The 25672-nt window shown below is 64.6% G+C and carries 25 protein-coding genes; 15 read left to right on the top strand and 10 right to left on the bottom strand.

Annotated features, from left to right (window positions below):
• Window positions 1-48: 48 nt before the first annotated feature.
• The 4 genes from ACYQ4T_RS12280 to ACYQ4T_RS12265 all read right to left on the bottom strand — a co-directional run bounded on the left by ACYQ4T_RS12280 (window position 49) and on the right by ACYQ4T_RS12265 (window position 4901).
• A complete protein-coding gene (locus ACYQ4T_RS12280; RefSeq protein WP_459854312.1) occupies window positions 49-840 on the bottom strand; it encodes a hypothetical protein in 792 nt (263 codons plus the stop codon).
• Window positions 840-2171, bottom strand: a complete 1332-nt coding sequence (locus ACYQ4T_RS12275) for a restriction endonuclease subunit S domain-containing protein (protein WP_459854309.1) — start codon at window positions 2169-2171, stop codon at window positions 840-842. The genes ACYQ4T_RS12280 and ACYQ4T_RS12275 overlap by 1 nt, the downstream gene beginning before the upstream one ends.
• 92 nt (window positions 2172-2263) lie before the next feature.
• The gene (locus ACYQ4T_RS12270) at window positions 2264-4300 is read right to left on the bottom strand and encodes an N-6 DNA methylase (RefSeq protein WP_459854306.1); all 2037 of its coding nucleotides are present in this window, start codon (window positions 4298-4300) and stop codon (window positions 2264-2266) included.
• 223 nt (window positions 4301-4523) lie between these two features.
• On the bottom strand, window positions 4524-4901 hold the full coding sequence (locus ACYQ4T_RS12265; protein ID WP_459854303.1) for a DUF488 domain-containing protein: 378 nt from the start codon (window positions 4899-4901) through the stop codon (window positions 4524-4526).
• Between the two features lie 223 nt (window positions 4902-5124).
• On the opposite strand from ACYQ4T_RS12265, the gene ACYQ4T_RS12260 reads away from it, so the two are divergent.
• The 3 genes from ACYQ4T_RS12260 to ACYQ4T_RS12250 all read left to right on the top strand — a co-directional run bounded on the left by ACYQ4T_RS12260 (window position 5125) and on the right by ACYQ4T_RS12250 (window position 8780).
• The gene (locus ACYQ4T_RS12260; RefSeq protein WP_459854301.1) at window positions 5125-5811 is read left to right on the top strand and encodes an alpha/beta fold hydrolase; all 687 of its coding nucleotides are present in this window, start codon (window positions 5125-5127) and stop codon (window positions 5809-5811) included.
• A 763-nt stretch (window positions 5812-6574) separates the two neighbouring features.
• Window positions 6575-7168, top strand: coding sequence for a hypothetical protein (locus ACYQ4T_RS12255; RefSeq protein WP_459854299.1), 594 nt, complete (start codon window positions 6575-6577; stop codon window positions 7166-7168).
• A gap of 130 nt (window positions 7169-7298) precedes the next feature.
• A complete protein-coding gene (locus ACYQ4T_RS12250) occupies window positions 7299-8780 on the top strand; it encodes a M48 family metalloprotease (RefSeq protein WP_459854296.1) in 1482 nt (493 codons plus the stop codon).
• A gap of 43 nt (window positions 8781-8823) precedes the next feature.
• Here the strand turns inward: ACYQ4T_RS12250 and ACYQ4T_RS12245 are convergent, their stop codons facing one another.
• A complete protein-coding gene (locus tag ACYQ4T_RS12245) occupies window positions 8824-9249 on the bottom strand; it encodes a GFA family protein (protein ID WP_459854293.1) in 426 nt (141 codons plus the stop codon).
• A 236-nt stretch (window positions 9250-9485) separates the two neighbouring features.
• On the opposite strand from ACYQ4T_RS12245, the gene ACYQ4T_RS12240 reads away from it, so the two are divergent.
• The 6 genes from ACYQ4T_RS12240 to ACYQ4T_RS12215 all read left to right on the top strand — a co-directional run bounded on the left by ACYQ4T_RS12240 (window position 9486) and on the right by ACYQ4T_RS12215 (window position 14422).
• Complete coding sequence (locus tag ACYQ4T_RS12240) at window positions 9486-9986, top strand: hypothetical protein (RefSeq protein WP_459854290.1); 501 nt, start codon at window positions 9486-9488, stop codon at window positions 9984-9986.
• A 226-nt stretch (window positions 9987-10212) separates the two neighbouring features.
• Complete coding sequence (locus ACYQ4T_RS12235) at window positions 10213-10416, top strand: cold-shock protein (protein WP_395021947.1); 204 nt, start codon at window positions 10213-10215, stop codon at window positions 10414-10416.
• Between the two features lie 92 nt (window positions 10417-10508).
• Window positions 10509-10742 carry a hypothetical protein gene (locus tag ACYQ4T_RS12230; protein ID WP_459854287.1) on the top strand — a complete coding sequence of 78 codons (234 nt, stop codon included), beginning with the start codon at window positions 10509-10511 and terminating at the stop codon, window positions 10740-10742.
• A gap of 16 nt (window positions 10743-10758) precedes the next feature.
• Entirely contained in the window at window positions 10759-11391 is a 633-nt protein-coding gene (locus ACYQ4T_RS12225; RefSeq protein ID WP_459854284.1) for an alpha/beta hydrolase family protein, read from the top strand.
• Window positions 11388-12497 (top strand): serine hydrolase domain-containing protein, encoded by a 1110-nt coding sequence (locus ACYQ4T_RS12220; protein WP_459854281.1) that lies wholly within the window; start codon window positions 11388-11390, stop codon window positions 12495-12497. The genes ACYQ4T_RS12225 and ACYQ4T_RS12220 overlap by 4 nt, the downstream gene beginning before the upstream one ends.
• A gap of 137 nt (window positions 12498-12634) precedes the next feature.
• Window positions 12635-14422 (top strand): flavin-containing monooxygenase, encoded by a 1788-nt coding sequence (locus ACYQ4T_RS12215; protein ID WP_459854278.1) that lies wholly within the window; start codon window positions 12635-12637, stop codon window positions 14420-14422.
• 1 nt (window position 14423) lies between these two features.
• Here the strand turns inward: ACYQ4T_RS12215 and ACYQ4T_RS12210 are convergent, their stop codons facing one another.
• A complete protein-coding gene (locus ACYQ4T_RS12210; protein ID WP_459854275.1) occupies window positions 14424-14750 on the bottom strand; it encodes a hypothetical protein in 327 nt (108 codons plus the stop codon).
• 124 nt (window positions 14751-14874) lie between these two features.
• On the opposite strand from ACYQ4T_RS12210, the gene ACYQ4T_RS12205 reads away from it, so the two are divergent.
• The gene (locus ACYQ4T_RS12205) at window positions 14875-16299 is read left to right on the top strand and encodes a phospholipase D-like domain-containing protein (RefSeq protein WP_459854272.1); all 1425 of its coding nucleotides are present in this window, start codon (window positions 14875-14877) and stop codon (window positions 16297-16299) included.
• A 200-nt stretch (window positions 16300-16499) separates the two neighbouring features.
• Complete coding sequence (locus tag ACYQ4T_RS12200; RefSeq protein WP_459854269.1) at window positions 16500-16904, top strand: response regulator; 405 nt, start codon at window positions 16500-16502, stop codon at window positions 16902-16904.
• Between the two features lie 4 nt (window positions 16905-16908).
• Here ACYQ4T_RS12200 and ACYQ4T_RS12195 read toward each other — a convergent pair whose 3' ends face one another.
• Window positions 16909-17268, bottom strand: coding sequence for a hypothetical protein (locus ACYQ4T_RS12195; RefSeq protein WP_459854266.1), 360 nt, complete (start codon window positions 17266-17268; stop codon window positions 16909-16911).
• A gap of 176 nt (window positions 17269-17444) precedes the next feature.
• Here ACYQ4T_RS12195 and ACYQ4T_RS12190 point away from each other — a divergent pair, with 176 nt between their 5' ends.
• From ACYQ4T_RS12190 to ACYQ4T_RS12180, 3 genes are all read left to right on the top strand, one after another.
• Window positions 17445-18164: a gamma-glutamylcyclotransferase gene (locus ACYQ4T_RS12190; RefSeq protein ID WP_459854263.1), complete on the top strand. Its 720-nt coding sequence runs from the start codon at window positions 17445-17447 to the stop codon at window positions 18162-18164.
• Between the two features lie 134 nt (window positions 18165-18298).
• Window positions 18299-21229, top strand: coding sequence for an HD domain-containing phosphohydrolase (locus ACYQ4T_RS12185; protein ID WP_459854260.1), 2931 nt, complete (start codon window positions 18299-18301; stop codon window positions 21227-21229).
• A gap of 11 nt (window positions 21230-21240) precedes the next feature.
• Window positions 21241-21753: a cupin gene (locus tag ACYQ4T_RS12180; protein ID WP_459854257.1), complete on the top strand. Its 513-nt coding sequence runs from the start codon at window positions 21241-21243 to the stop codon at window positions 21751-21753.
• Here ACYQ4T_RS12180 and ACYQ4T_RS12175 read toward each other — a convergent pair whose 3' ends face one another.
• Together ACYQ4T_RS12175 and ACYQ4T_RS12170 are read right to left on the bottom strand one after the other, a co-directional pair.
• A complete protein-coding gene (locus ACYQ4T_RS12175) occupies window positions 21754-22749 on the bottom strand; it encodes a dipeptidase (protein ID WP_459854254.1) in 996 nt (331 codons plus the stop codon). It abuts the gene before it with no gap.
• Window positions 22750-22775: 26 nt separating this feature from the next.
• Window positions 22776-23546 carry an SDR family NAD(P)-dependent oxidoreductase gene (locus tag ACYQ4T_RS12170; RefSeq protein ID WP_459854252.1) on the bottom strand — a complete coding sequence of 257 codons (771 nt, stop codon included), beginning with the start codon at window positions 23544-23546 and terminating at the stop codon, window positions 22776-22778.
• Between the two features lie 117 nt (window positions 23547-23663).
• Here ACYQ4T_RS12170 and ACYQ4T_RS12165 point away from each other — a divergent pair, with 117 nt between their 5' ends.
• Window positions 23664-24887 (top strand): MFS transporter, encoded by a 1224-nt coding sequence (locus tag ACYQ4T_RS12165; RefSeq protein ID WP_459854249.1) that lies wholly within the window; start codon window positions 23664-23666, stop codon window positions 24885-24887.
• On the opposite strand, the gene ACYQ4T_RS12160 is transcribed toward ACYQ4T_RS12165, so the two are convergent.
• Entirely contained in the window at window positions 24875-25423 is a 549-nt protein-coding gene (locus ACYQ4T_RS12160; protein ID WP_459854246.1) for a PAS domain-containing protein, read from the bottom strand. The two genes, ACYQ4T_RS12165 and ACYQ4T_RS12160, sit on opposite strands and share 13 nt — an antisense overlap.
• Window positions 25424-25672 lie beyond the last annotated feature (249 nt).

The raw sequence follows: 25672 nt of genomic DNA, 5'->3' as shown, positions 1-25672 counted from the left end.
GCCAGCTGCGAACGCAGATCGAGCCAGTGGGCTAAGACTAGACTAGCCTCACTGAACGCAAGCGAGAAAGCGCATGACTATTCGATAAGCAGGCTCATAGCAAGCGAGGACGCGAGGATCAGGATCGACTTCGCCGTGGAGGAGCGCATTGCGCATGCCGTAGATGGTTTCGATTAGTCCAGATAGGAGTTCCTCAGCGGTGCATTGGAACTCCATTGCGCCTATTTGGAGACGGCTCGGCCCACCTCGCAGTAGATCACGCATGGGCCTTGGGTTACAGCCATCATAGAACTGACGAAGTGTCGTCTGTTGAGCTTCCGATAAGTTAGCAGCGAATTCTGGGAGAGCGTACACGGCGTTAGGTTCGTACCGCGCCTGAGTATGCTGGAACCTCACGGTATTGTGGCGCAGCGCTGTGACTGTAACTTGAATATCACCGCCCGCGATCTTCTCAGCTTTAAACTCATATGCACTACGTTCAATACGCTCCCGCTGAAAATTTCTGGGATAGATGCATACGCTACGTAGCGAAATCTGTTCGATGACGCCTTTGCGGTTTACTTCGAAATGGATCGCATCAAGCCGGATCTGCAAGTCAGAGATCGCAAGCTTTAGAGATTGAGCTTCGGCAGTAGCGTTGTCGTCGCGGAGCAACGCAAGGATGCCGCGCCGAACGGGGTTCGGCTGCCCCTTAACAAAATCGAGCATTGCTCGTTCCTGCGCTTGCCCAGAGGCTTGTCTATACCATGCATTGAAGGCTGCCCAAGCCTTGACGAATGGACCGATGTAGTCGATCTCCGCTCGGTTCATCCATTCTTGCGCATGGGGAGGCAAGGGCATTACACTACTTCCTCGGCATCGGTAAGAAAGCTTAAGGCCGCGGCCTCCCCATCATCTATGGCGATTTCAACAGCGCGCATAGCGGCGTTGAGCAACTGGCGGGCGATATGGCGGGCAGAGAATCCTTCCCGAACAATCTCGGTGATCTCTGGCGACACTTCAGCGACAGCATCGGGCACCGGAATCCCCAATAGGTCAGCTTCACTGAATCGGGGATGCTGAGAACCATCCTGGCACCATTTTAGGATAGTCTGTACAGGGGCCGATCGCAGAAAGACGATGAGCGCTTCTGGCGAGATCGTCTGACCCCTTGGACGAAGCACGATAAATTCCGAAGATCCGACCGTAGGGACCTCACTGTCTGTGCGGACGACCGCGATCTCCTTGAGATATGCCCGAAGTCGAGAGATGGCTATGTCACCATCTCTCAGGGTCTTCTTCATACTGCCGATATCTGCTGCGGCAGTTGTTTCCTTTTCCATATCTAAGATCGGAGTGAGGGCATCCGTAAGATCATAGTTGCGCACAACTGTGTTCGGCGGGACCCGCTCCGGAAACCATTGTTCCCGTATGCTGTCTACGCGATCGGAAAGAAGTTGGCCAGGCAATGCAAGAAGCGACTGCCGGACTTGCTCTTTGGCGGGCATGAAGTACTGAGCATCCAACCTGCCAGCAGAGAAAACATCACTCGCTCGAGCGGTGTAGCTTAGTGGCTCAGGCGGCATCCAATTAGCGAGCCCAAGGCGCGCAAGCAGAGAACTGGTTGCTCTTTCTATGCTGCTATCAAAGGAGTGCGTAAGTGCTGTCGAGCGCCGAAACACTGCTTCGAGTTGCTTCTGGAGGGTCCCTGATACGACAACTATGGGCATCGTGCGCAGATTGACTAAGCTGATGTATGGATTCATCTGCTCAGTCTTCTGGCGGTCAGCAAACGACTGGCCGACGGCGGACGAGAGGTATGCGGCTAAATAGGTTGGATTTAGACCTTCCACCGGTTCTAGTAGCGCCACATCCTGATTGATCGCCAACGGATATGTTGGCTCATCAACCCAGGGATAGGCTTGGCAAATCCGCCGCTTTATCGTGCATAGCACGGAGCCTTTGGTGATCCTCTGCCGAGCAAACTCTTTTTCATATTGGTCGGATGTTATTCGTTTGAGCCTCTCAGTATTAAACCGAAGCGGTGAGATGCATTCGACCGTCGCGAACGGAATCTCCCCTTCTGAGACGTCATGTTGATAAGGTGTATGGCCTGATGAGATATCCGCCAGCAGCCTGAAGAGCGGTTGAGTATCGGGCCGCTCGGCGATCCGATCCAGATACTCTGCCATTGGATGGGCAGCATAGTCTGCATCGAGCCTTTGGCTATTTAACACTACGCGAAGCCTAACGATTCGAGCGCGCAGCCCCTTCAACAGGCTGTCTAGGCGGCCTTGGTTGAAGGGGCTGCTCGAAAAAAACTTAACTGTTCCTGACGAGCAAACTCCTCGAACGCCTCGGCGACTCCACTCTCAGTTCGGCCTTCGTGATTGAACAAATCATGCTTGACGATGAAATGTCCGTGCCGATCGCGCATGTAAGTTCCATCGGGATTGCGGCGGTAATTCTTTCGGCCTGAGTTGTCGACGCTTTCTATCTGCTGTGCGGCAAAAAAAATGTTGTAGTCATCTTGCCGAGGGCAGAGCGGTCCAGCGGTAGCATCGTCATTCCATTTCTGCACAAAAAGGACACTCGTCTTCGTCCCTGTGTGGGGTTTGAAGGTGTTTGGATGCAATCCCACTACGGCCAACACCCGGCAGCGTTCCATAATGAACTCGCGCAATCGCTGGTCCGAAGAGTTGTTAAAGCGTCCTTGAGGCAAGACAACCGCCATGCGTCCACCAGGCCGTAGGAAATCTAGGTTCCGCTCGATGAACAGCAAATCTCGATCGACTGCCTTGTCGAGTTTGCCGTCACGCTTATGGGCCAAATCGTATGGCGCAAGCATATCCGACTGCTTGATCTCCCCTGCGAAGGGTGGATTCGCCATAAGGACGTCGAAGCCGAAGTGGCGGTAATCTTGCTGTTTCGGTGCGCCGCGCAATCTGCGCAAGCGTCGCCAGCCTTCCCCATAGGTGTCCTGCCACTCCTCCTGGCGGACAGTCTCATCCCACTTCGTCCAATCTAGTGTGTTGAGGTGGAGAACGTTAGTTTCACCATCTCCGGCAATCAAGTTTAGGCAGCGGGAGACTCTTACACTTTTCTCATCAAAATCGATGGCAAAGACTTTGTCGCGTACATAGTCGACACAACGCGGAGGCTTCTCTTCCATAGTGAAGAGATGCGACTCGTCTTTACCTAGGTCAGCCATGATCTGTTTCCAAACATAGAACATGGCGTGGACGGTAAAGCCTGCCGATCCACAGGCGGTATCGACAACTGTTTCCTTCTCTTGCGGGTTCATCATCTTCACACACATGTCGATTACCCACCGGGGTGTGAAGTACTGGCCTTTCTCACCTTTTGATGACTTTGAGACGAGATACTCAAAAGCATCATCGATGACGTCTAGATTTGAATTGAATAGCTTCCACTCCTCAAGCGAACCGATGCAGACCTGCAGATGATCGGGCGAAAGACGGATGCGTTCGTCATCCAAGAATACGCCCGGCCATTTCTTCTTTGCGTCATCAAAGAGGTTCTGAATTGCGGATTTCAACTGGGCGGCCGTGTTCTGATTGCGGAAGCGAAGCGCAGTGCCGCGGCGAAAGGATGTCAATTCATCAAATAACTTGGTAAAGATGAGCTTGAAGACTTCTTCGAAAACGTCCACGCCGGCGTTTGCGAGAACCTCATCCTCCATGTCCTGAATCAACTCCCGAAGCGAAAGGGCGCTTTTGCCCTCATTGATTCGCTCTTCCTCAAGGTCTATCAGTTTTTGGATCGTCCACGGCTGATCCACAACCTGCTCGATAGTTTGATCGGCGCGGGGCAACACATGGATAGGCATAAAGTAGTTTGGATTCTTGCGATGCCAGACCTCGGCAAGCTTGCTGTTACTCCAAAGCGCCAGCGGCGCCCCGGTCGCATGGGCATAGGAACGCAGTTGCTCTTTGCCGTCCTTATAAGTTGATTGCTTAACCTCAATGATAATGTACGGAACCGTAGGACGATCAGCATCGAAGACAACCACATCTGCACGCTTGGAAGTATCTCGACCAAACGTGATGGGGTATTCGACTGCTATGCGCCTTTTTGGATAGGCTAGCTTATCCAAGAGCCGGTTGATCCATAATTGGCGGATCAGCTCTTCCTGTTTCAATGGTACATTTTTTTCCCGAATTAGGCATTTGACAAACAGCGCGGTCTTGCCGCGTGCGTCTTTTTCACTTAGGCGATCTCTAATGGCTTCAAGTTCTGCTTCGGAAAATAGACCGGAGCTAACAACCTCACCCGCCCATTTGTTGAATAGACTTTCCATAAGGATCTTCCCACCCCTGCGATACTCGTATTGTTAGTTCTGCCTTAGCGCAGAGCGCCCCTAATTGTCACGCCCTTGTAGGTCTGGCGCTGCCAACTGCGCGGTCACCGTACGATTCTTCTGTCAAACGGGCCGAGACCCCGGGAGATTACGGTGCCGGGGGATTACGGTGCCAGTTTACTGAATACCCTCGTTTCGCGCGGCACAGTTAGATCTACCGCCCTCACAAATCCACCACCTCCACCCCGCGCCATTTCGCCGTGAGATACTCCGCCACCACGCGCCGGTGGCAGCGGTGCGGCAGCGCCTCGCTGCAGAGCAGGCAGGCGCCGTCCAGTTGCGCGGGGTCGAGCGCCGTCTCGATCCGGCGCCGCGCGATCAGGCGCTTGAAGCGCGCCGCGTAGTCCGGCCAGTCGATCTCGCCCCCCTTTGATCCGGCGGCGCGGTAGGCGCCGAGCCGTTCCGGCGTGGGGGCGAGGGCCGGGATCGCTTCCGTCTCGATGCCGCAGAGTTTGCGGGCGAACCAGGCGAGATCGCCTTCCTTGGCGAAGCCGGCGAGCTGCGAGGTCCGGTTGAGCCGTACGTCGATCAGCCGCCCCATGGTCTATAGCTGTGCCGGCCGCCTTCAGCCACCCGAAGAAATGCGCCGCGCTCGTCCGCGTGAAGCCGATGGTGAAGAGCTTCATCGATCGTATCCGCGAAGTATAGCTTGTCCCCCGAAGCCTTGGCGCAGGGGGATGGTGAAGAGCTTCATGTCGCTCCCGTCGGAATTCTCCATGCTAAAATCATGCGGCGAATCATTCCGTATATACAGAGCTGTATGAATGCCCACCTTCGTCCTCATCCCCGGCGGCTGGCGCGGCGGCTGGTCGCTGACGCCGCTGGCCCGCAAGCTCCGCGCCCTCGGCCACGAAGTCTTCACCGCCACGCTGACCGGCCTCGGCGAGCGCGTGCACCTCGCATCATCCGCGCGGCCCAACCTGGACACGCATATCGCCGACGTCGCCAACCTCCTCAGCTTCGAGGATCTGCACGATGTCGTCCTCTGCGGGCATTCTTACGCCGGCATGGTGGTGAGCGGGGTGGCGGACCGGATGCCGGAGCGGATCGCCGCGCTGGTCTATGTCGATGCCTTCGTGCCAAAGGACGGCGAGGCCTGGTGGGATCTGGCGGGCGATTACTTCCGCAAGCTCGCGATCGACGGCTCGGCGGCCGATGGCTTCAGCGTGGCTCCGCCGCCCTCGCCCGGCGATGCCCGGCGCGTGCCGCATCCCCTCGCGTCTTTCCGCCAGCGCATCCGCCTCACCGGCCGCTGGCAGGAAGTGCGGGAGAAGATGTTCATCTACGCGACCGGCTGGGCCGAGACGCCCTTCACCGCCCAGTATGAACGCCTCAAGGCCGACCCCGCCTGGATTGTGCATTCCTTGCCGACGGGACACGACATCTTCGGCAAGGAGCCGGACGAATTCCTGGCGCTGGTGCAGGAACTGCGCTGCGTCGCGTCGCAATGACACCGCCCCTCCACAGCGCGCAGAAATAAACTTCGAATTCGCCCGCGCGCACCGGACAGGCTGCGCCTATCGTGGTATAGTCCGAGCCGGCCCTCCAAATCGTCCGCCAACCTGCCCGCGGACCTGTCCGCCGAAGCTTTAGCGAAGGCGGAAGCGCGCGGCGCGGGGGTGGTTGCTGTTTGACATCGTGAGCATCGAAGACCCGCGCGACCCGGCGCAAGCGAAGGCCTGCAGTCTCCACTTTGCGCCTGGCCTACAGTCTGCAACGCAGCCCCGACGCAGACAGATTCGAAGATTCCGCGCCGCATTCGCCGCGGATCTGTCGCGCTGCAACGCAGACCCGACGCAGACAGATTCGAAAATCCGCGCCGCATCTGCACCGGCCTACCGCGCTGCAACGCGGACCCGACCCGGACAGAATCAAGCATCTTGCCGCACGGACGCAACGCAGACGGCGCGCAAAAGCCGTGCAGCGACAGGAACTTGGCGCGGTTTCCGGCCCTCCCGGGCGGGCGGGCCCCGTCCGGGTTGGCGCCGGGCGCGGACAGCAGGCCGCAACCCGGACCGGACCCGGACAGAATCACGCAACCCGGACCGGAGGTTTACCGCCGGCCCCAACCCCGACCGGACCCATACCGGAACCCATACAGAACGGCCCGATGTCGACGCCCCGGCCCATCCACCGCACCGTCATCGCAATGAAATTGTCGTCGGGGCGAAATCCTGGCAGGCTCGCGCCGCTCAACCGCGGACGAATCGGATCATGCTGCGCCAACGCATCCTCCCCGCCCTCACCCCCACGCTCATCCCCCCCTTGCTGTCCATCACCGCCGTGCTGTCCATCACCGCCGCGCCGGCGCTGGCCGCCACCGAATGCAAGTCGGTGCCCGGCATCCAGCCCGAGATCGCGCGCTTCCTGAACGAGCTGACCGCGGCGCAGGCGGCGGGGCAGGGGACGCTGCCGCTGACCGATGTCTTCTTCGGCTTCAGCTACGCCACGCCCGACGACCTGAAGGCGTTGGAGCAGCGCGTGACCGTGGACCTCAAGCGGCAGGATGACGCCGGCGGGGGCTACGTGAACAAGGGCGCGGAGATCACGGTCGAGGGCGAGTTCGCCGCCGACCCGACCTGGGTCCGGATGCCGCTCGAGGTGCGCGGCCGCTACGCCTTCGGCGCCGATGGCAGCGTCACCCTGACCTATGATCCGGCGCATACGGTCAAGCTCGGCGAACGCCATCTCGGCATGTTCTTCTTCAAGGACATCCACCACAGCATCATCAAGCGGGACTATGTGGCCTTCTACCTCGACGACAATGCCGGGCCCGATCCCGACCGCTGCTACCACGCCGTGGATTGACCGACCGCCCGCGTCCGCGACCGATTCTCGTGGTTAAGGCCTTGGCCCGGCAGCCGAAACCGCTTGCCCCGGCTGCTACCGCCGGGCGAATATCGCGGCGGGGCAAACTTTGCGGCGGGGCGCCGGGAACATGCGTTTGGGGATCTGGATGCGGCTGGCGGCGCTGCTGCTGGCGGCAACGCTGGCGGGTTGCGCCGCCGGGAATGTCAACCCGGTCACCGGCAAGACGATCTATCCCGGGGTGTCGGCCGCGACCGAGGCCCGCTACGGCGAGAAGCTCAACGTCGAGATGATCGCCGCCTATGGGTTGTATGCGCAGCCCGGGCTGAACGCCTATGTCAGCCGCGTCGGCCAGGCGCTGGCGCAGCACACCGTCCGCAAGGGCGTGAGCTACACCTTCACTATCCTCGATGACGAGGAGATCAATGCCTTTGCGCTGCCCGGCGGCTATGTCTATGTCACCCGCGGCGCGCTGAGCTTCGCCAACAACGAGGCCGAGCTCGCGGCGATCCTCGGCCATGAGATCGGCCATGTCGACGCCTTCCACTTCCGCGGCAAGGAGCGCGATACGGTGAGCGGCGTGCTCAGCGTCCTGCTCAAGCATTCCAGCAAGAACGCCGACGATCTGGCGATGGCGCAGCAGCTGGCCGAGAAGGCGACCGAGTCCACCGCCTATTCGCAGGACCAGGAGTTCGAGGCGGACGCGCTCGGCATCCACTACATGACGCTGGCCGGCTACGACCCGCAGGGAATGGTCGGCATGCTGCAGGCCGAGCATGCGAAGTCCGAGCTCGACGACGGCGGGATGAAGGGCAACCCGGTCGCGCACGACATCTTCGCGCTGGACGAATCGCATCCGGCGACGCCGGCGCGCGAATCCCGCGCCCTGGCGGCGGTGCAGGGCGAGGCCGCGAAGAACGCCGCGCCGGCGCCCGGCCTGGCCCCGAAGACCGATCGCGACGCCTATCTGGCGGCGATCGACGGGATGACCTTCGGCGCCGATCCCCGCGAGGGCAAGGTCGAGGGCCACCGCCTGGTGAACGCGGTGCAGGGCTACAGCTTCGAGGCACCGGACGACTTCGATCTCTGGACCGACCGCAGCGGCGCCTTCGGCGTCGGCCGCAACGCGGCGATGATCCTGGAGACCGACCAGGCACCGGGGGCCCAGTCGATGGTGACCTATGTCGAGACCTCGATCAGCGACGAGATGCCGGTCGCCAACGTGCGCCCGCTGGAGATCGAAGGCTATCGCGGCGCCACCGGCACCGTCGCCATGGACCCCTTCATGATCCGCGTGGCCGCGGTGCGCGACGGCGGCACCAGCAACCGGCTCTACAAGCTGATGTACGTGACGCCCCGCCGCACCTTCAACGAGCTCGACCAGGGCTTCCTGGAATCGCTGAAGAGCTTCCGTCCGCTCGAGGGCGCCGAGGCCAAGCCGGCGCCGGCGCCGCGGCTCCATGTCGTCACCGTGGCCCGCGGCGACACGGTGAAGAGCCTGGCCGAGCGTATGGCGGTCGCCGAGAAGAAGGTCGAGTGGTTCCGCGTGCTGAACGGCCTCGCCGCAAGCGACGAGCTGAAGCCGGGCGACAAGGTGAAGCTGGTGGAGTAGGGCCGGAGCAAGTCTCTCCGGCCCCGGTCCCGGGCGGTCGCCGCTACTCCGCCACCATCTCGCCGGACCCGCCGAACTCCTTCGGGAAGTCCTTCAGCTTCGGCAGGCCGTCCTTCATCCGCAGCACGGTCTCGGCGTAGTTCACATGCACGCCGGGCTTGAAGGCGAGGCTCGGGATGGTCGCGGCATAGACGTCGGTCAGCCCCAGGCCCGGATGGCCGGTCATGATATGGCCGCCGCACTTGGTGCAGAACTGCCGGTCGCTGCTCGGGTTCTTGGTGTGGGTGCCGAGGAAGGCCTGGCCCTTGGTCACCTTCACATTCTCCGGCTTCCACAGGGTGAAGGCGTTGACCGGCCCCGCCGACCAGGAGCGGCAGGAGCTGCAATGGCAATAGCCCATCGCCTCGGGTGCTCCGCTCGCCTCGATCTCCACCGCGCCGCAAAAGCACGCGCCCTTATGCTTGTCCATTTCCGTCTCCTTGCGTTGCTCGCTGTGATTGCTCGCTTCGACCCACGTCGAAGCCGGCGGAGACTGTCCGAGATCGCGCGCATCCTGTAGTGACATTCGACACAGCACGCCGCGCCGCTGGCGCGTTTCGCACCATCCTGGCAAGTCTCCCCCCGCGCGCGTGCCGGCTGCGCGCACCGGCGGCGGCCGTGCTACACTCCGCGGCCTGCCAGCGCGGGAAGCCAGTGAGGGAAGTCATGATCCGAACCGTCGCCGCCGCCGCTCTCCTCGGCGCCGCCCTCGCCCTTGCCGCCTGCCAGCAGGGCGGCGGTCACGGCGGCGGCCCGCGCGCCGCGCCGGATCTCGCCGGCGCCTTCGCCCGGACCTACGGCGCCCAGGTGGCCGATGCCTTTCCCGAGGGGCAGCGCGCCGACGTCGCCCGCTGCATCGGCCAGGCGATGGCCAGCGGCATTCCGCTCAACGACCAGTTCCTGATCTACGACCAGCTCGACACCGGCCGCGCGACGCCCGCCTCGCGGGCGGCGATGCAGCGCTGGATCGGCGGTGCGGTGGCGACCGGGCCGATCCGCAGTTCCTTCACCCAGAGCGGCGGCCCCGGCGGCGATCCGGCCGCGGCGCGGATCGACGGCAACATCCAGCAATTCTGCGCCCAGTACAGGGACCGGCTGATGAAGGCCGGCTATATCGGCGCCCCGCCCGGCGGCGGGCCGGGCGGCGGCTTTTCCAAGGGAAAGTGATCCCGCCCGGCCGGGACCGGCCGGCGCGCTTGCGGCTGGTTTCGGCGGGGGCTGGAACGCGGATTGTAATATTGTCGAAAATCGCTCATGATCCGGCCGCCCCCATTGGGGCCGTCGGCTGCGCAGTCTTTCACCGAAGAGCTGCCGATTTCGTCGCTTCCCGGCATCGCCGCGCTGCGTGAAACCGCATTCCTGGCAACCGTCGTTTGTGAACATAAGGGCTGCCATGGCTTCAGGAAAAGTGAAATGGTTCAATTCGCAAAAGGGCTTCGGCTTCATCCAGCCGGATGACGGCGGCAAGGACGTCTTCGTCCATATCAGCGCGGTCGAGCGCGCCGGCCTCTCCGGACTGAAGGACGGGCAGGCGGTCAGCTATGACGTCCAGGAGGAGCGCGGCAAGGCCGCCGCTGCCAACCTGAAGCTGCTCTGATCGAACAGCCGGGCCGCCGTGCGGATGTGCAATCCGCCCGGCGGCTCCCGGCGCTTCAATAGAAGACGAGCGGCAGGGAAGGGCACGCGACCATGCTGAAACCGACCGAAGCCAAGGCCGAGGAAGCGCGCAAGAAGGCCCGCGAGCTGTTCCAGCGGGACCGCGCCAAGGACGTCGAGATCGTCAAGGAACGCGAGCGGGCGTTCGACGCCCAATCGCAGAAGACCGCGAAACTTAAGGCCCTCCGCCTGGCCCGCGACGCCGCGCAGCAGGCCGCCGCCGAAACCGCCCCGCCGGCCAAGAAGAAGGCCCGCAAGGCCGGCTGATCGCCTTTTCCGTTCCATGCCCGACTTCCTGTTTGACGGACCCGAGAAGGCCGCCACCACGATCCTGCTCGCCCATGGCGCCGGCGCGCCGATGGATTCCGCCTCGATGACGGCAACCGCGAGAGCCTTGGCCGCCGCCGGCTTCCGCGTTGCGCGCTTCGAGTTCGCCTACATGGCCGCCCGGAGGTCGGGGCAGCGCAAGCCGCCGCCGCGGGCCGAGAGCGTGCAGCCGGAATATGCGGCCGCGATCGACGCGCTCCAGGCGAAAGCCAAGCTCATCATCGGCGGCAAGTCGATGGGCGGCCGGGTCGCCAGTATGATCGCCGATGCCGAGTTGGCGAAGGGCCGGATCGCCGGCCTGCTCTGCCTCGGCTATCCCTTCCATCCGCCGGAGAAGCCCCAGCAGCTCCGCACCGCGCATCTCGCCGCTCTGAAGACGCCGACGCTGATCGTCCAGGGCACCCGCGATCCCTTCGGCACGCCGGACGAGGTCGCGGGCTACCGTCTCTCCAAGGCGATCGAGCTGCTCTGGCTCGAGGACGGCGACCATGACTTGAAGCCGCGCAAGTCGGTCTCCGGCTTCAGCGTCGCCGATCATCTGAAGACCCTGGCCGACCGCGTCGCCGCCTGGAGCCGGACGCTCGCATGATCGCCGGCACCACCGACCCGAAATTCTCCCGGGTCCGCGCGGCCTTCGCATCGAACTTCGCCGCCGGCCTCGAGCATGGCGGCGGGGTCGCGGTGGTGCTCGATGGGAAGCCGGTGGTCGAGCTCTGGGGCGGCCATGCCGACGCGGCGAAGACGCGGCCCTGGCGGCAGGACACGCTGATCAACGTCTGGTCCTGCACCAAGGGCGTGGTGGCTTTGGCCGTCGCGATGCTGGTCGAGCGCGGCCAGCTGGACTATGCGGCGCCGGTCGCGCGCTGGTGGCCGGAGTTTGCCGCTGGCGGCAAGGAAACGATCACGCTCGATCTGCTGCTCTCGCATCAGGCGGGATTGAATGGCCTCGCGGTGCCGATGGACGAGGCGGGACTGCTCGCCTGGCATCCCTACGTCGCGGCTCTGGCCGCGATGGCACCGCTGTGGGAGCCGGGCAGCCGGGCGATCTATCACGCGCTCAGCTTCGGCCATCTGGCCGGCGAGCCGCTGCGGCGCGTGGACGGCCGCAGCATCGGCCGTTTCGTCGCCGAGGAAATCGCCGGGCCCCTGGGCGCGGATTTCTTCATCGGCCTGCCGCAGCGCGAGGAGCACCGCGTCGCCGAGATGATCGAAGGGCCGAAGGCCTCCGACTGGGTGCCTGTTGTGCTCGCCTCGCGCTTCCCGCATTCCTGCGCCAATCCGACGCCGATGGCGCTGGCGCCCAACCACCGCGCCTGGCGCGCGGCCGAAGTGCCCGGCGGCAACGGCCAGTCGACCGCTGCGGGCCTGGCGAAGATCTATGGCGCCATGGCCGCCGGCGGCGCCGGCCTGCTGGGCCGCGAGACGATCGCCGAGGCCGCACGGCCGCGGGTGCGCGGCATCGACGAGGGCTTCGGCTCGCCGACCGCCTTCGCCGCCGGCTTCCAGATCGACAACCCGCTCACCGGCAAGGGCGCGTTCGGTCATAGCGGCTGGGGCGGCAGCTACGGCTTCGCCGACCCGGCGGCGAAGCTCGGCTTCGCCTATGTCACCAACCGCATGCTCGGCTTCGACGACGGCATCGACCCGCGCCGCAAGTCTTTGATCGACGCCGTCTACGCCTGCCTCGAGTCCTAACCGGCGGCACACTGAGGCCGGCCGGCGGGGCCGGCGGGACTGCTTCGCGTGGTTCGCGGTTGAATCGCGCGCAGTTTCAGTTTTAGCTTTCGGTCCGTTTCCGAGAACGAAAAACAACCAATTGGGCAGGAACACGCATGAGCACTCCGACCGAGCGAGCGACCCGCTGGCTTTCGGCCTTCTCCTCCGCGCTGGCGGGCAATGACGCTGTCGGCGCGGCGGCACTGTTCGAGACCGAGAGTCACTGGCGCGACCTGATCGCCTTCACCTGGAACATCAAGACCGTCGCAGGCCGCGACGCGATCGCCGACATGCTGAGGGGCACGCTCGCCTCGTCCCGGCCCGGCAACTGGAAGCTCGACGGCGAGGCCACCGAGAAGGACGGCGTCACCGAGGCCTGGTTCACCTTCGAGACCGCGGCGGCGCGCGGCCGCGGCCATCTCCGCCTGAAAGGCGACAAGGCCTGGACCCTGCTGACGACCGCGCAGGAACTGAAGGGTTTCGAGGAGAAGAAGGGCCGCCGGCGCTGGAACGGCGCCGAGCACGGCATTCATCCCGGCCGCAAGACCTGGCTCGAGCAGAAGACCGAGGACGAGGCGACGCTCGGCTATTCGAAGCAGCCCTATGTCGTGATCATCGGCGGCGGGCAAGGCGGCCTCGCCCTGGGCGCCCGCCTGAAGCGGCTCGGCGTTCCGACCATCATCGTCGACAAGAACGAGCGGCCGGGCGATTCCTGGCGCAAGCGCTACAAGTCGCTCTGCCTGCATGATCCGGTCTGGTACGACCATATGCCCTACCTGCCGTTCCCCGACGATTGGCCGGTGTTCTCGCCCAAGGACAAGATCGGCGACTGGCTCGAGAGCTATGCCAAGATCATGGAGCTCAACTTCTGGGGCAAGACCGAGTGCAAGCATGCGCAATACGATGCCGCGAAGAAGGAATGGACCGTCGAGGTCGTGCGCGACGGCAAGCCGGTGACCTTGCGCCCCAAGCAGCTCGTGCTCGCGACCGGCCAGGCTGGCCTGCCCAACATGCCGGACTATCCGGGCATGAAGGATTTCAAGGGCCAGCAGCGCCATTCCAGCCAGCATCCCGGCGGCGAGGACTGGAAGGGCAAGAAATGCGTCGTCATCGGCTCCAACAACTCGGCGCATGACATCGCCGCCGATCTCTGGGAGAACGGCGCCGACGTGACCATGGTGCAGCGCTCCTCGACGCATGTATCGCGCTCGGAGACGTTGATGGAGCTCTTCACCTACCCGCTCTGGGGCGAAGATGCGCTCGAGCGCGGCATCACTTGCGACCAGGCCGACCTGATCGCCGCTTCGGTTCCCTACGCGCTGATGGCCGACCTCCACAAGCCGCTGACCGCGGAAATGAAACGCCGTGACGCCGATTTCTACGCCCGCCTGGAGAAGGCCGGCTTCCTGCTCGACTTCGGCGACGACGAGAGCGGGCTGCCCTTGAAGTACTACCGTCGCGGCTCCGGCTACTATATCGACGTCGGTGCCTCGGAACTGATTTGCAACGGTTCGATCAAGCTGAAGCAGGGCAAGGTCGAGCGGATCACCGCGACCGGCGTCAGGTTCACCGACGGCAGCGAGCTGCCGGCCGACCTGATCGTTTATGCGACCGGCTACGGCTCGATGAACGGCTGGGCGGCATTGCTGATTTCACAGGAAGTCGCCGACAAGGTCGGGAAGGTCTGGGGCCTCGGCTCGAACACCACAAAGGATCCCGGTCCCTGGGAAGGCGAGTTCCGCAACATGTGGAAGCCGACCCAGCAGGAGGCGCTCTGGTTCCACGGCGGCAATCTGCACCAGTCGCGGCACTACTCGCAGTTCCTGTCGCTGCAGTTGAAGGCGCGGATGGAAGGCCTGCCCACGCCGGTCTACGGCCTCGAACCGGCGCACCACCTGAGCTAGGTCAGCGCAAGATCGACAGGCTGACCTGATCCTCGCCCAGCACGCCCGTCCCGGTCGACCGGGTCGGGCCGTCGAGCAGTACCGCCGATCCCGCGCGACCGTCGTCGCAAAGCAGCACGACGACGGTCGTGCCGATCGTCTCCGAGCCGGTGCTGCGGCCGGTGCACCGCGTCCGGTCGCTCTCCATCTCCAGCGAGCCGCCGAAGCTGCCGGGATCGAAGGTGCCGGTGAAGCTTTCGCCGGTGCTGGAGATGCGCGCCTCGACCGTCCGGTTGGCTGCACAGGCGGCGAGCAGGAGCAGGAGCGCAAGGACGGCGGTCGGCTTCATTTTCGATTTTATTCCATCGCGTTGCAAAAAAAGATCCCCGCACCGATCGCGTCGGCTTGAACGCCCAACGGAACGCTTCGCTTCGCCAGTGGGTTCTTCCGGGGCGCAAACGGATCGTCGGGCCATGTCTTCAATCCTGCATATCACGCGCTGCGGAGTCCTGGCATTGGCGGCAGGCCTCACGGCCTGTGCCGTCCCGGATGCCGATGAGAGCATCGCCAAGTCGGCCGCGGAGTCGAAGCCGGTCGTGCAGGGCGCCGAGGGTCCCCTTACACCCGCGGCGAGCCAAGCGCTCATCAAAAGATTGGGAAGCGGCGCCGAGGGCAGCGCGATCCTGCAGCGGCATCTGCAGGTCGAGGAAGGCGTCGCCGGCAGCCCGCTCACCGCCGACAACGCGGTCGAGGTCCTGCGTGACGGCGACCAGACCTTTGCCGCGATGGGGGCGGCGATCAGCGCGGCCCGTGAGACCCTCAACCTCGAATACTACACCATCGAGGATGTGACGCTTGAAACACCGGACGGCAACGGCCGGTTGCTGGCCGATATGCTGGTCGCGAAGCTGCGGCAGGGGGTCGCCGTCAACATCATCTATGACAGCTACGGTTCCAGCGAGACCCCGGACGACTTCTTCGACCGCCTCGAGAAGGCCGGCGCGAAGCTGCTCAGCTTTCATCCCATCGATCCCAGCCCGGCCAACGTCATCGACGGCAACGACCGCGACCATCGCAAGATCCTGGTGGCGGACGGCCGGATCGCGGTGATGGGCGGCGTCAACCTGAGCAAGAGCTACGAGAGCAAATCGCCGGGCAGCGACGACGATGAGGCGGGCGAGGAGAATCCACAAACCGGCCTGCCGCGGCATTGGCGCGACACCTCGATCCGGATCGAAGGGCCGGCGGTGGCCGAGATCCAGAAACTGTTCTTCGTGCACTGGAACGAGGAAGGCGGCGCGAAGTTCGATCAGGCGGCATACTTCCCGAAGCAAAAGGCGGCGGGCAGCCATGTCGTCCGCGTCATCGGCAGCACGCCGAAGCAAGAGATCTCCCGCTACTACGTGACCCTGGTCTCGGCGCTGCGCAGCGCCGAGAGCAAGATATGGATCAGCAATGCCTATTTCGTGCCGACGCCGGACGAAATGGAGGCGCTGCTCGACGCTGCGCGGCGCGGGGTCGATGTCCGGGTGATGGTCCCGGAGAGGAGCGATTCTCCTCCAGCGGTCGAGGCCGCGCGCTCGCATTACAGCGACCTGCTGGAAGCCGGGGTGAAGATCTTCGAGACCCGGAACGTGGTGCTCCATTCGAAGACCGTGACGATCGATGGCGTGTGGTCTGCCGTCGGCTCGTCGAACTTCGATCACCGCAGCGTGCTGTTCAATGACGAGATCGACGCCGTCATCCTGGGGAAGAAGGCGGCCGAGGATCTCGAAGCCATCTTCCAGGAAGGCGAGCAGACCTCGAAGCAGATCGACCAGGCGAGTTGGGAAGCGCAGCGGAGCCTCGGCGACCGGCTGCGCGGGTTCTGGTCCCGCTTGATGGAAGGGCTGCTCTAGCCAAGGACGCACAGGCCTCGAGCCGCGGCCTCCCGGAACCAAAATTCCATTTCCGGGTTTGAATGCTGAATGTGGTTTCGGCGCGAGGTTACAAGAAATTAACCACGCCCACGCCGCAGGCAAGACGCGAGGCCAAACAGGGTGGCGTGCCGATGGACAGAACGGTCAAGTCCCGCAACGCCGTCGCGACGGAGTCCAGGATGATCGCTGAAGGGCCCTGGGCGGTGCTGATCGTCGATGACGACCCCGCACTGCTGGAGACGTTGCGCCGCATGATCGAGTCCGTCGGATATGACGTGCAGTGCGCCGAAGACGCGCGGACGGCGATCGATTCCGTCACCAGCCGCGCGCCGGATATCATCATCACCGATATCTACATGCCGGCCGGCGATGGGTTCGAATTGCTGAACTGGCTGCGCAACAACGGCATCCGGACGCCGGTCATCGCCATGTCAGGCTCAAGCTCGGGCACCGGCGAATACGACCAGCTCTCGGTCGCCGAGCATCTCGGCGCCGCGGCGGTGATCGACAAGCCGTTCCGTCAGTCGAAACTGGTCGAGACCATCGACCGCGTCCTCGCCAATCGCGGCGCCCCGCCGCGTTGAGGTCTCAGTATTCCGCGATCTGCAGCATGACGATGTCCTCGCCGAGCATGCCGGTGCCGACCGCCTGATCCGCGCCGATGGTGAACATCACCTTGCCGGTGCGGCCGTCGCTGCAGGTGAGCGTGGCAACGCCGTTCTCCGTAGAATGGCCGGCGACCTCGCCGGCATTGTCGTTGGGCACCTGCCGGTAGGGCCCGCTGCAGGTCGCGCCGCGGTTGCTGGTCAGCGTGAGCGTGCCGTTGCCGTCGATGCTGCCGGTCGATTCGCCGGTGAAGGTTTCCGGTGCGTGCAGCATCTTGCCTTCGACGTTGCCGGCGCAGCCGGATAAGAGCAGCGCGGCTCCCAGCGGCAACGCCAGGGGCATGAGGCCTTCTATGCGACGGCTTATACGAATCACGTCTCTCACTCTCGTTGATCAGGAATTCAAGTTCCCCTAAACGATGCATGGCGCGTGCCGGTTCCCCGGAAGCGAAACGGGCAGCCCTGGCGCCCGGATCACAAGGCCGTTATGCTTGGGTCGAGCTCGATCCTGGGGACATCATGCGTGCCCGTTCATCCAAGGCGCTGCGAAAATTGCCGCTCTCGCTGACCGCCGAACTGGTGTCCCTGGTCGAGCGCAAGGAGCCGGATCCCGGACCGCTGCCGGACCGCGTCTACCTCACGGAAGCCGACTATGATGCCCTCACGGCGGAGCTGATCGCGGCGCAGAAGGGCGGCCCGCTCTGGATCTTCGCTTACGGCTCGCTGATCTGGCGACCCGAATGCGCCTTCGTCGAACATCATCGCGCGACCGCGCATGGCTGGCATCGCTCCTTCTGCCTGGAGCTGAAGCGCTGGCGCGGCACGCCGGATTGCCCCGGGCTGATGATGGCGCTCGATCACGGCGGCGCCTGCCACGGCGTGCTCTGCCGCCTGCCCGATGACGACCAGTTCGCCCAGCTGGGCAAGCTGCTTCGCCGCGAAATCGATCAGCGTCAGGACCTCGGCGAGCTGCGCTGGATCACCGCCAGGGGCGATCTGGGCAGGGTCCGGGCGCTCACCTTCTACGCCGGACCGCGCGCCAGCTACTATACCGGCAAGCTGCCGGATCGGGAGGTTGCCAGGGTCCTGGCGCGGGCCGCGGGACATCTGGGGTCCTGCGCCAACTATCTTTACCAGACCATCACCAAGCTCGAGGAATACGGCATCCACGACAGTCATCTCTGGAAACTGCAGGAGATGGTGGCGGAAGAAATCCGCAAGCTCACGCCGCAGCCTTGACCCGGCGGTCAGCGGCCGCCGGTCCACCAGCTGGGCCGAGACGGCGGGCGGGCGCTGGCTTGGGCTTTGGGCCAGGAATGACAATCATTTGCCAAGCCTGTAAAATTGGATTCCTGACCAGGGAATAGCCAGGCATGCAGCCCAGGCCTAAGGGCTTTTCACTCTATGCCTACATCGCAACGCTGTTCGTGGCGCTCCTGTTCGCCTTCGCGGCGGTCACGATCACGGCGCAGTATCTCCAGACCAAGAACATGCTTCTGGTCTCCGCCGGCGCACTGTTCGAGCGTACCGGCGAACAGACCCGCCAAGGCCTCCGCCGCATCACCGAGCCGGCGCTGCTTTCGGTACGCCTGCTGTCGCGCAGCCGGCTGGTCACCGCGCAGACGGAAGAAGCGCGCCTCAGCGCCGTTGCGCTGCTGTTGGAGTCGCTGCGGAGCGGTGTCCAGCTGTCGGCGGCCTATGTCGGCTATGATAACGGCGACTTCATCCTGGCGCGACCGATCGACGCTGGATCCGATTGGGGCATAGCGCTCACACCGCCGAGCGGCGCGATCTATCTGGTGCAAAGCCTGGCGCAGGACGAGACGGGCAAGCGCAGGGGGAGATATCTGTTCTTCGACAAGGGCGGGGCACTGCTCGAGAACCGGGCGATGCCGAACTATACCTATGACCCGCGCCAGCGCGGCTGGTTCAAGGCCGCCGATGGCATCGGCGGTCCCAGCATGAGTGCCCCCTATGTCTTCTTCACCACGCGCCAGGTCGGCGTCACGATCAGCCAGCGCAGCCCGGACGGGCCGGCGGTGATCGGCGTCGATGTCACGCTCGACTATCTCTCCGAGGCGCTGCGTTCATCGAAGTCGACGCCCTATTCGGTGCTCGCAATCGTCGACGAGGCGGGCCATGTGCTCGCCAACAGCGAGACCAAGCAGCCCTCGGCGATGGACGCAAGCGGCGCTCCGGTGCTGCCCAAGATCGCCGACCTGAAGCGGCCGGTCCTGGAGCAGATCGCCGGGCGCTCCTATGCGGCGCAATCGGCGATCAACTCCTTCGAGGTCGATGGAACGCCCTGGCTGACCTACTATGTGCCGCTGATCAGCGGCAAGGAATCGATCTCGCTGGCGATCGCGACGCCGCAGCGCGAAATCCTGGCCGATGCCGACCGCCAGCGCAGCTGGATGCTCGTGATCAGCCTGGCCGCGCTCACGGTCGCGACGCTGGCGGCGCTGGTCATCGCCCGGCTGATCAGCCGCTCGCTCGACCGCCTGACCCGGGCGGCGCGTGAGATCAATGCCTTGAAGTTCGACGGACCGTTCGACGTGCGTTCCTTCGTGGTCGAGATCGACCGCCTCGCTGTGGCGATGGGCGCCATGAAGAACACGATCAGCCGGCTGCTGGCGATCGGGGCTCTGCTCGGCGGCGAGCGGCGCTTCGACCGGCTGCTGGATGAGATCCTGGCCGAGACCATCAGCATCACCGGGGCGCGCGCCGGCTTCGTCTATCTGGCCGAGCCGGACGGCAGCCTGACCGGGGCGCTGGCGCGGTTCGACGGCGGGCAGCTCGGCGGTGCGCCGCCGAACCTGCGGCCGGCCGCGGACGACGATCATCCGGCGCTCCAGGCGGCGATGCGGCGGTCGACCATGGAGACCGAAGTGACATCGGATCAGATGGCGCTCTGGTATCCCGGCTTCGAGCACCGCCAGGCATTCCGTGTCATGGCGCTGCCGCTGAAGAACCGCCAGGGCGATCTGGTCGGCGTGCTGATGCTCTCGCAGAATCCGGAGATCCGCCGCGAGGAGGCGGCCCGCGCCGACGTCCTGGCCTTCGTCGAGGCGGTGTCCGGCACCGCGGCGGTCGCGATCGAGACCAACCGCCTCATCGAGGAGCAGAAGCGGCTGATGCTGGCGATCATCGAGCTGCTGGCCGGGGCGATCGACGCCAAGAGTCCCTATACCAGCGGCCATTGCCAGCGGGTGCCGACCCTGTTGAAGATGCTGGCCAAGGCGGCTGAGGAGGCCGACGAAGGTCCGTTCAAGGACTTCAAGCTGAGCGAGGAGCAATGGGAGGAGCTGCACATCGCCGGCTGGCTGCACGATTGCGGCAAGGTGACGTCGCCGGACCATGTGATCGACAAGGCGACCAAGCTGGAGACGATCACCGACCGGCTGCACGAAGTGCGCATGCGCTTCGAGGTCATCAAGCGCGAAGCGGAGGTGGCCTGCTGGAAGGAGATCGCAGAAGCCGGCCTCGACGGCGAGGCCCGCGAACAGCGCCTGCTGGGCCTGCAGCGGCTGTGGCGGCTGCTGGATGACGAGTTCGCCTTCATTGCCGAAAGCAATGTCGGGGGCGAGTTCATGTCGCCGGAGAAGATCGCGCGCGTGAAAGACATCGCCCGGCGTACCTGGACCCGCACGCTTGACGACCGCATCGGCCTCTCGCACGAGGAGACCGAGCGCAAGGCCCGCACGCCGGCGGCTGCGCTCCCGGTGGTCGAGCCGCTGCTGGCCGACCGGCCGGAGCACATCATATTCCGCGGCGAGCGGGAGCGGATTGCCGCCGACAACCCCTGGGGCTTCAAGGTCGATGTGCCGGAGGTGCTGTACAATCGCGGCGAGATCTACAACCTGACCGTTCCGCGCGGCACCCTGACCGAGGAGGAACGGTTCAAGATCAATGCGCACATGATCGAAACCATCCGCATGCTGCACCGCCTGCCGCTGCCGCGCCACCTACGCAACGTGCCCGAGATCGCCGGCGGGCATCATGAGAAGATGGACGGGACCGGTTATCCGCGGCGTCTCCGGCGCGAGGAGATGAGTGTGGCGGCTCGGATGATGGCGGTGGCCGACATCTTCGAGGCGCTGACCGCCGCGGACCGGCCCTACAAGAAGGCGAAATCGCTTTCGGAGTCCATTTCCATCATGGCGCGGATGCGCGACGATGCGCATATCGATCCTGAGATCTTCGAGCTGTTCCTGACCTCTGGCGCCTATCTCCAGTATGCGGAGCGCCATATGCAACCGGAGCTGATCGACGTGGTTCTTATCGAGCGCTACCTGCGAGCCTGAGGAGCATCCGAATGGTTGAGACGCTGCCGAAGCCGGAGGCCCTGCTGCTGAAGCCGGGCAGGCTGACGCCGAATAACCCGCGCCTTCCGGTGCTGCTCTATCGCAACGCGGTGGAGATTTCCGGCAAGGATCCGGCGGAGAGGTTCGAGGCGATGTTCGACCGCAACGGCTGGCCCGCCGCCTGGCGCAACGGTGTCTACGCCTATCACCATTATCACACCGCCGCGCATGAGGCCCTGGGCTTCGCCGGCGGCAGCGCGCGGCTGCTGCTCGGCGGGCCGGACGGGCAGGAGATCACGGTCAACGCCGGCGATGTTGCGGTGCTGCCGGCCGGCACCGGGCATTGCAAGCTGGAATCGACCGGCGGCTTCCTGGTGGTCGGTGCCTATCCGCCGCAGCAGCATCCCGACCTCAACCGCGATGTCGCGACACCGCAAATGGTCGCGCGGATTGCAGCCTTGTCCTTCCCCGATTCCGATCCGGTCTCCGGGCCCGGCGGCCCGCTGACCCAGCTCTGGAAATAGCTATTTCCAGACCGCCTTCGCAACGCGGAGGAAATTGCCGCCGAGGATGCCGGTGATCTCGGCATCGCTGAATCCGCGCTGCACCATGGTCTCGACGATTTCGGGGAGCTGTTCCGGCGGCAGGTAGAGCGAGGCGGTTTGGTACTCTTCCTTGGGCCAGTATCGACTGTTGCCGCTGACCAGGTCGTCCACATTCTCGGCATCGAAGGCGTAGTCCAATGAGATGCCGACATGCGCCGCGCCGACCAGGCCGGCGACATAGGCGACGTGGTCGACGAAGGTCTTGCTGCTGATGTCGTTGCGGCCGAGGAAGTTGCCGATTCCGTTGATGCCGACAACCCCGCCGGTCCGCGCGCAGGCTTTGATCTGCTCGTCGGTGATGTTGCGCCCGTGCGGCCAGAGCGCCTTGGCGCAGGAATGGGAGAAGATCACCGGTGCCTCCGAAGTCTCCATCGCCTCCATGGTGGTGCGATAGGCGCTGTGCGAGCAATCGACCAGCATGCCGACACGGTTCATCTCGCGGATCACGGCGCGGCCGAGCGCGGTCAGGCCGGTATCGGCGTCGTGGCAGCCGCCGCCGACCAGATTGTTGAGATTGTAGGCGAACAGCATCTGCCGCACGCCCAGCGCATAGTAGACGTTGACCATGTCGGCGCTGCCGTTCAGCGCGTTCATGCCCTCGAGATCGAAGGCGACGGCGAGCTTGCCCTCCGCCTTGGCCCGCAGGATGTCGTCGGCGGTGCGGACGAGGCGGTACTGCTCCGGACGCTGCTGCAGCCAGGCGCGGAAGCCAGCCAGGACCGCGAGGCTGGTCTGCCAGTCGATCACGTCATAGCCGACATTGATCGAGAGATAGTGCACGCCGGATTTCACCCAGCGCTGCAGATTCTCCAGGCGATCGGCGCCGCCGACCGGGTCGAAGCCGGCATGGTCGTCCCAGACCAGGGCCTCGCGATAGAGCTGGCGGGCGCGTTCGCTGATGGCTAGGCCGGGCATGGGTCTCGTGGTCTCCCTGTTGATCCTCAGATGGCGGTATTGCCGCCGTCCACCAGCAAAGTCGTGCCGGTGATGAAGCTGGCCTCGTCGCTGGCGAGGAAAGCGACCGCCGCGGCGATTTCCGGCGGCTGGCCGACCCGGCCCATCGGGATGGCGGCCCCGTTCTCGGCCAGGCCCTCGGCGGCGCTCCGGCCACGCTGGACGATGCCGGAGAGCAGCATCGGCGTCTCGACGTCGCCGGGCGCCACGGCGTTGACCCGGATGCCCTGGCGCGCGTGATCGACGGCGAGCGCGCGGGTCATCTGCACGACGGCGCCTTTCGAGGTGCAATAGGCGAGCTCGGCGCGGCCGGCGACGAAGGCCCAGTCCGAGGCGATGTTGACGATCGAGCCGCCATGGCCGGTGGCATCGAACTGCGCGATCATGCGGCGCACCGCGGCGCGGGAGAAGCGGAACACCGCCTCGACGTTGACCGCCATGACGCGGGCGAAGTCCGCGTCCGAGGTCTCGAGCGCGGTACCGCGATGCACGATGCCGGCGTTGTTGATCAGGATGTCGATCCGGCCGAAGCGCTGCACGGTCTCCTGGACCAGATCGTCGGCGATGCCGGGCGCGGTCACATCGCCGGCGATGAAGCCGGCGCCGAGCTTCTTCGCCAGCTGCTCGCCGCTGTCGCTGTTCCGCCCGGTCAGCAGCAGGCGCGCGCCCTCCGCGGCGAAACGTTCGGCGATGGCCAGACCGATGCCGGAGGTCGCTCCGGTGACCAGCGCTGACTTGCCGTCGAGCCTCTTTGACATTGTACCCTCACAATTTGGCAGACCCGCCACCGGCGCGGTCGCCCCCCTGAGGAAATATCATAGCAAGATCGGCGCATTGTCGCGGACAATCCGCTCCAAGAATCGCCAGGGGAAAGCATGACATCGCAGCACGCGCCGGACAGTCTCTATGCCTGGGGCCGGGTCGCGGCTTCGCTCGGCCTGGCGACCGTGGGCGGGATCGGGCTCTGGGCGCCGGTCGTGGTGCTGACCACGATCGAGCAGGAGTTCAACGTCGGGCGCGCGGGCGGCTCGCTGCCCTATACCGCGACCATGGTGGGCTTTGCGATCGGCGGCATCACCCTGGGTCGCTTGGCCGACAAGTTCGGAATCCTGCTGCCGCTGCTGATCGGTGCCGCTACCTTGGGCCTGGGTTTCATCGCCGGCGCCTTCAGCACCAGCTATTGGCAGTTCATCGCCATCCAGGCGGTCCTGATCGGCATGCTCGGCAGCAGCGCCACCTTCGGGCCGCTGGTGGCCGACACCACCCACTGGTTCCAGAAGCAGCGTGGCCTCGCCGTCGCGATCGTCGCCAGCGGCAACTATCTCGCCGGCACGATCTGGCCGCCGCTGCTGGAATACGCTATCTCGAACTACGGCTGGCGCGACGCCTATCTCGGCATCGGCATCCTCTGCCTGGTCACCATGCTGCCGTTGGCCTTGTTCCTGAAGCGGCGGCCGGCGATCGCCGACTATCATCCCGCCGGCAACGGCGGGGGCAATGGATCCGGTGCGCATCAGCTGCTCGCCGCGCCGAAGTTTCTGCAGCCGCTCCTGATGCTGGCGGGCGTCGCCTGCTGCGTCGCCATGTCGATGCCGCAGGTGCATATCGTCGCCTATTGCACCGACCTCGGCTACGGGCCGGCGCGCGGCGCCGAGATGCTCTCGGTGATGCTGGGAATGGGTGTGATCAGCCGCCTGGGCTCGGGGCTGATCGCCGACAAGATCGGCGGCGTCGGCACGCTGATCCTGGGCTCGGTGCTGCAATGCGTGACCTTGCTGTTCTACATCCCGTTCAACGGCCTGACCTCGCTCTATGTCGTGTCGGCGCTGTTCGGCTTGAGCCAAGGCGGGATCGTGCCGAGCTATGCGCTGATCGTCCGGCAGTACTTTCCGGCGCGGCAGGCCGGGGTGCGGGTCAGCCTGGTGCTGATGTCGACCGTGATCGGCATGGCGATCGGCGGCTGGATGACCGGCCTGATCTTCGACTGGACCGGCTCCTACAGCGCCGCCTTCCTGAACGGCATCGTCTGGAACCTGCTCAACATGGCGATCGCCCTGTGGCTGCTGTTCCGCGGCCGCAAACGCGGTCAGAACGCGTAGAGCGCCAGGCCGATGAGGTGGGTGACGGTCTCGCCGTCTTCCGAGAGCGGCAGCATCATCACGCGGTAGCGCAGATAGCCGCCGCGCGGATCGCTCCAGGCGAGGCTCGCCTCGCGGATCCAGACCTTGCCCTCGAGCGCACCGATATAGTGATGCTCGATCCCGACAATGTCGGCCGTCGCGCCGATCTGATCGACGAAGGCGCCGGCGCGCGTCGGCTCGCGCTCGATGATGGCCTGGCCGAGCAGCCGGAAGCGGAAGCGCGGCGCCGACAAGCCCGGGGTGTCGACGACATCGACCAGGAACACATTGGGCAGCAGCTTCGCGCCGAGCGCGGCCGGATCGATCTCATTGCGAGACGGATAACGGCCCTTCGCGGCAACGAGGGATTCCCAGGTGCGGAGGAACTGGCCCAGCAAGGGCTCGGCCCCGGAGTCGATCAGGCGCCGCGTCGCCGGATCGATGTCGATCCGCCCGACACGCGCGCGGCCCGCGCCCGCTCTGTGGTCGCGTTGGTTGAAGGATGCACTCGGCATGGTTCGCTTTCCTGCGGCGCAGCTGCCCCCACGGCATCAGCCCGCTGGCATTCGACGGTTGATCATCTGAAATGAAACGGGCGCGACCGGATCGGATGCGCGCCCTTCGATTGGCGCAGTGGAATGACGGATGCGCGCGAAATTGGCAACTCCACCGCGGCGCATGTGGGTCATGCAATCCGTGAATGAAAGTTCAAGAAGTCTTTACGCTTCTCACACCGGCCTATGCGCGGGCCGGTTGCGTGCAAT

This window comes from Dongia sp. agr-C8, assembly GCF_054658695.1.
This window is presented reverse-complemented; position numbering and strand designations above follow the sequence as displayed.

Excerpts from the sequence above, each read along its gene's own strand:
- ACYQ4T_RS12280 (WP_459854312.1), bottom strand. The coding sequence starts at position 840 with ATGCCCTTGCCTCCCCATGCGCAAGAATGGATGAACCGAGCGGAGATC.
- ACYQ4T_RS12275 (WP_459854309.1), bottom strand. The coding sequence starts at position 2,171 with ATGGCAGAGTATCTGGATCGGATCGCCGAGCGGCCCGATACTCAACCG.
- ACYQ4T_RS12270 (WP_459854306.1), bottom strand. The coding sequence starts at position 4,300 with ATGGAAAGTCTATTCAACAAATGGGCGGGTGAGGTTGTTAGCTCCGGT.
- ACYQ4T_RS12265 (WP_459854303.1), bottom strand. The coding sequence starts at position 4,901 with ATGGGGCGGCTGATCGACGTACGGCTCAACCGGACCTCGCAGCTCGCC.
- ACYQ4T_RS12260 (WP_459854301.1), top strand. The coding sequence starts at position 5,125 with ATGCCCACCTTCGTCCTCATCCCCGGCGGCTGGCGCGGCGGCTGGTCG.
- ACYQ4T_RS12255 (WP_459854299.1), top strand. The coding sequence starts at position 6,575 with ATGCTGCGCCAACGCATCCTCCCCGCCCTCACCCCCACGCTCATCCCC.
- ACYQ4T_RS12250 (WP_459854296.1), top strand. The coding sequence starts at position 7,299 with ATGCGTTTGGGGATCTGGATGCGGCTGGCGGCGCTGCTGCTGGCGGCA.
- ACYQ4T_RS12245 (WP_459854293.1), bottom strand. The coding sequence starts at position 9,249 with ATGGACAAGCATAAGGGCGCGTGCTTTTGCGGCGCGGTGGAGATCGAG.
- ACYQ4T_RS12240 (WP_459854290.1), top strand. The coding sequence starts at position 9,486 with ATGATCCGAACCGTCGCCGCCGCCGCTCTCCTCGGCGCCGCCCTCGCC.
- ACYQ4T_RS12235 (WP_395021947.1), top strand. The coding sequence starts at position 10,213 with ATGGCTTCAGGAAAAGTGAAATGGTTCAATTCGCAAAAGGGCTTCGGC.
- ACYQ4T_RS12230 (WP_459854287.1), top strand. The coding sequence starts at position 10,509 with ATGCTGAAACCGACCGAAGCCAAGGCCGAGGAAGCGCGCAAGAAGGCC.
- ACYQ4T_RS12225 (WP_459854284.1), top strand. The coding sequence starts at position 10,759 with ATGCCCGACTTCCTGTTTGACGGACCCGAGAAGGCCGCCACCACGATC.
- ACYQ4T_RS12220 (WP_459854281.1), top strand. The coding sequence starts at position 11,388 with ATGATCGCCGGCACCACCGACCCGAAATTCTCCCGGGTCCGCGCGGCC.
- ACYQ4T_RS12215 (WP_459854278.1), top strand. The coding sequence starts at position 12,635 with ATGAGCACTCCGACCGAGCGAGCGACCCGCTGGCTTTCGGCCTTCTCC.
- ACYQ4T_RS12210 (WP_459854275.1), bottom strand. The coding sequence starts at position 14,750 with ATGAAGCCGACCGCCGTCCTTGCGCTCCTGCTCCTGCTCGCCGCCTGT.
- ACYQ4T_RS12205 (WP_459854272.1), top strand. The coding sequence starts at position 14,875 with ATGTCTTCAATCCTGCATATCACGCGCTGCGGAGTCCTGGCATTGGCG.
- ACYQ4T_RS12200 (WP_459854269.1), top strand. The coding sequence starts at position 16,500 with ATGATCGCTGAAGGGCCCTGGGCGGTGCTGATCGTCGATGACGACCCC.
- ACYQ4T_RS12195 (WP_459854266.1), bottom strand. The coding sequence starts at position 17,268 with ATGCCCCTGGCGTTGCCGCTGGGAGCCGCGCTGCTCTTATCCGGCTGC.
- ACYQ4T_RS12190 (WP_459854263.1), top strand. The coding sequence starts at position 17,445 with ATGCGTGCCCGTTCATCCAAGGCGCTGCGAAAATTGCCGCTCTCGCTG.
- ACYQ4T_RS12185 (WP_459854260.1), top strand. The coding sequence starts at position 18,299 with ATGCAGCCCAGGCCTAAGGGCTTTTCACTCTATGCCTACATCGCAACG.
- ACYQ4T_RS12180 (WP_459854257.1), top strand. The coding sequence starts at position 21,241 with ATGGTTGAGACGCTGCCGAAGCCGGAGGCCCTGCTGCTGAAGCCGGGC.
- ACYQ4T_RS12175 (WP_459854254.1), bottom strand. The coding sequence starts at position 22,749 with ATGCCCGGCCTAGCCATCAGCGAACGCGCCCGCCAGCTCTATCGCGAG.
- ACYQ4T_RS12170 (WP_459854252.1), bottom strand. The coding sequence starts at position 23,546 with ATGTCAAAGAGGCTCGACGGCAAGTCAGCGCTGGTCACCGGAGCGACC.
- ACYQ4T_RS12165 (WP_459854249.1), top strand. The coding sequence starts at position 23,664 with ATGACATCGCAGCACGCGCCGGACAGTCTCTATGCCTGGGGCCGGGTC.
- ACYQ4T_RS12160 (WP_459854246.1), bottom strand. The coding sequence starts at position 25,423 with ATGCCGAGTGCATCCTTCAACCAACGCGACCACAGAGCGGGCGCGGGC.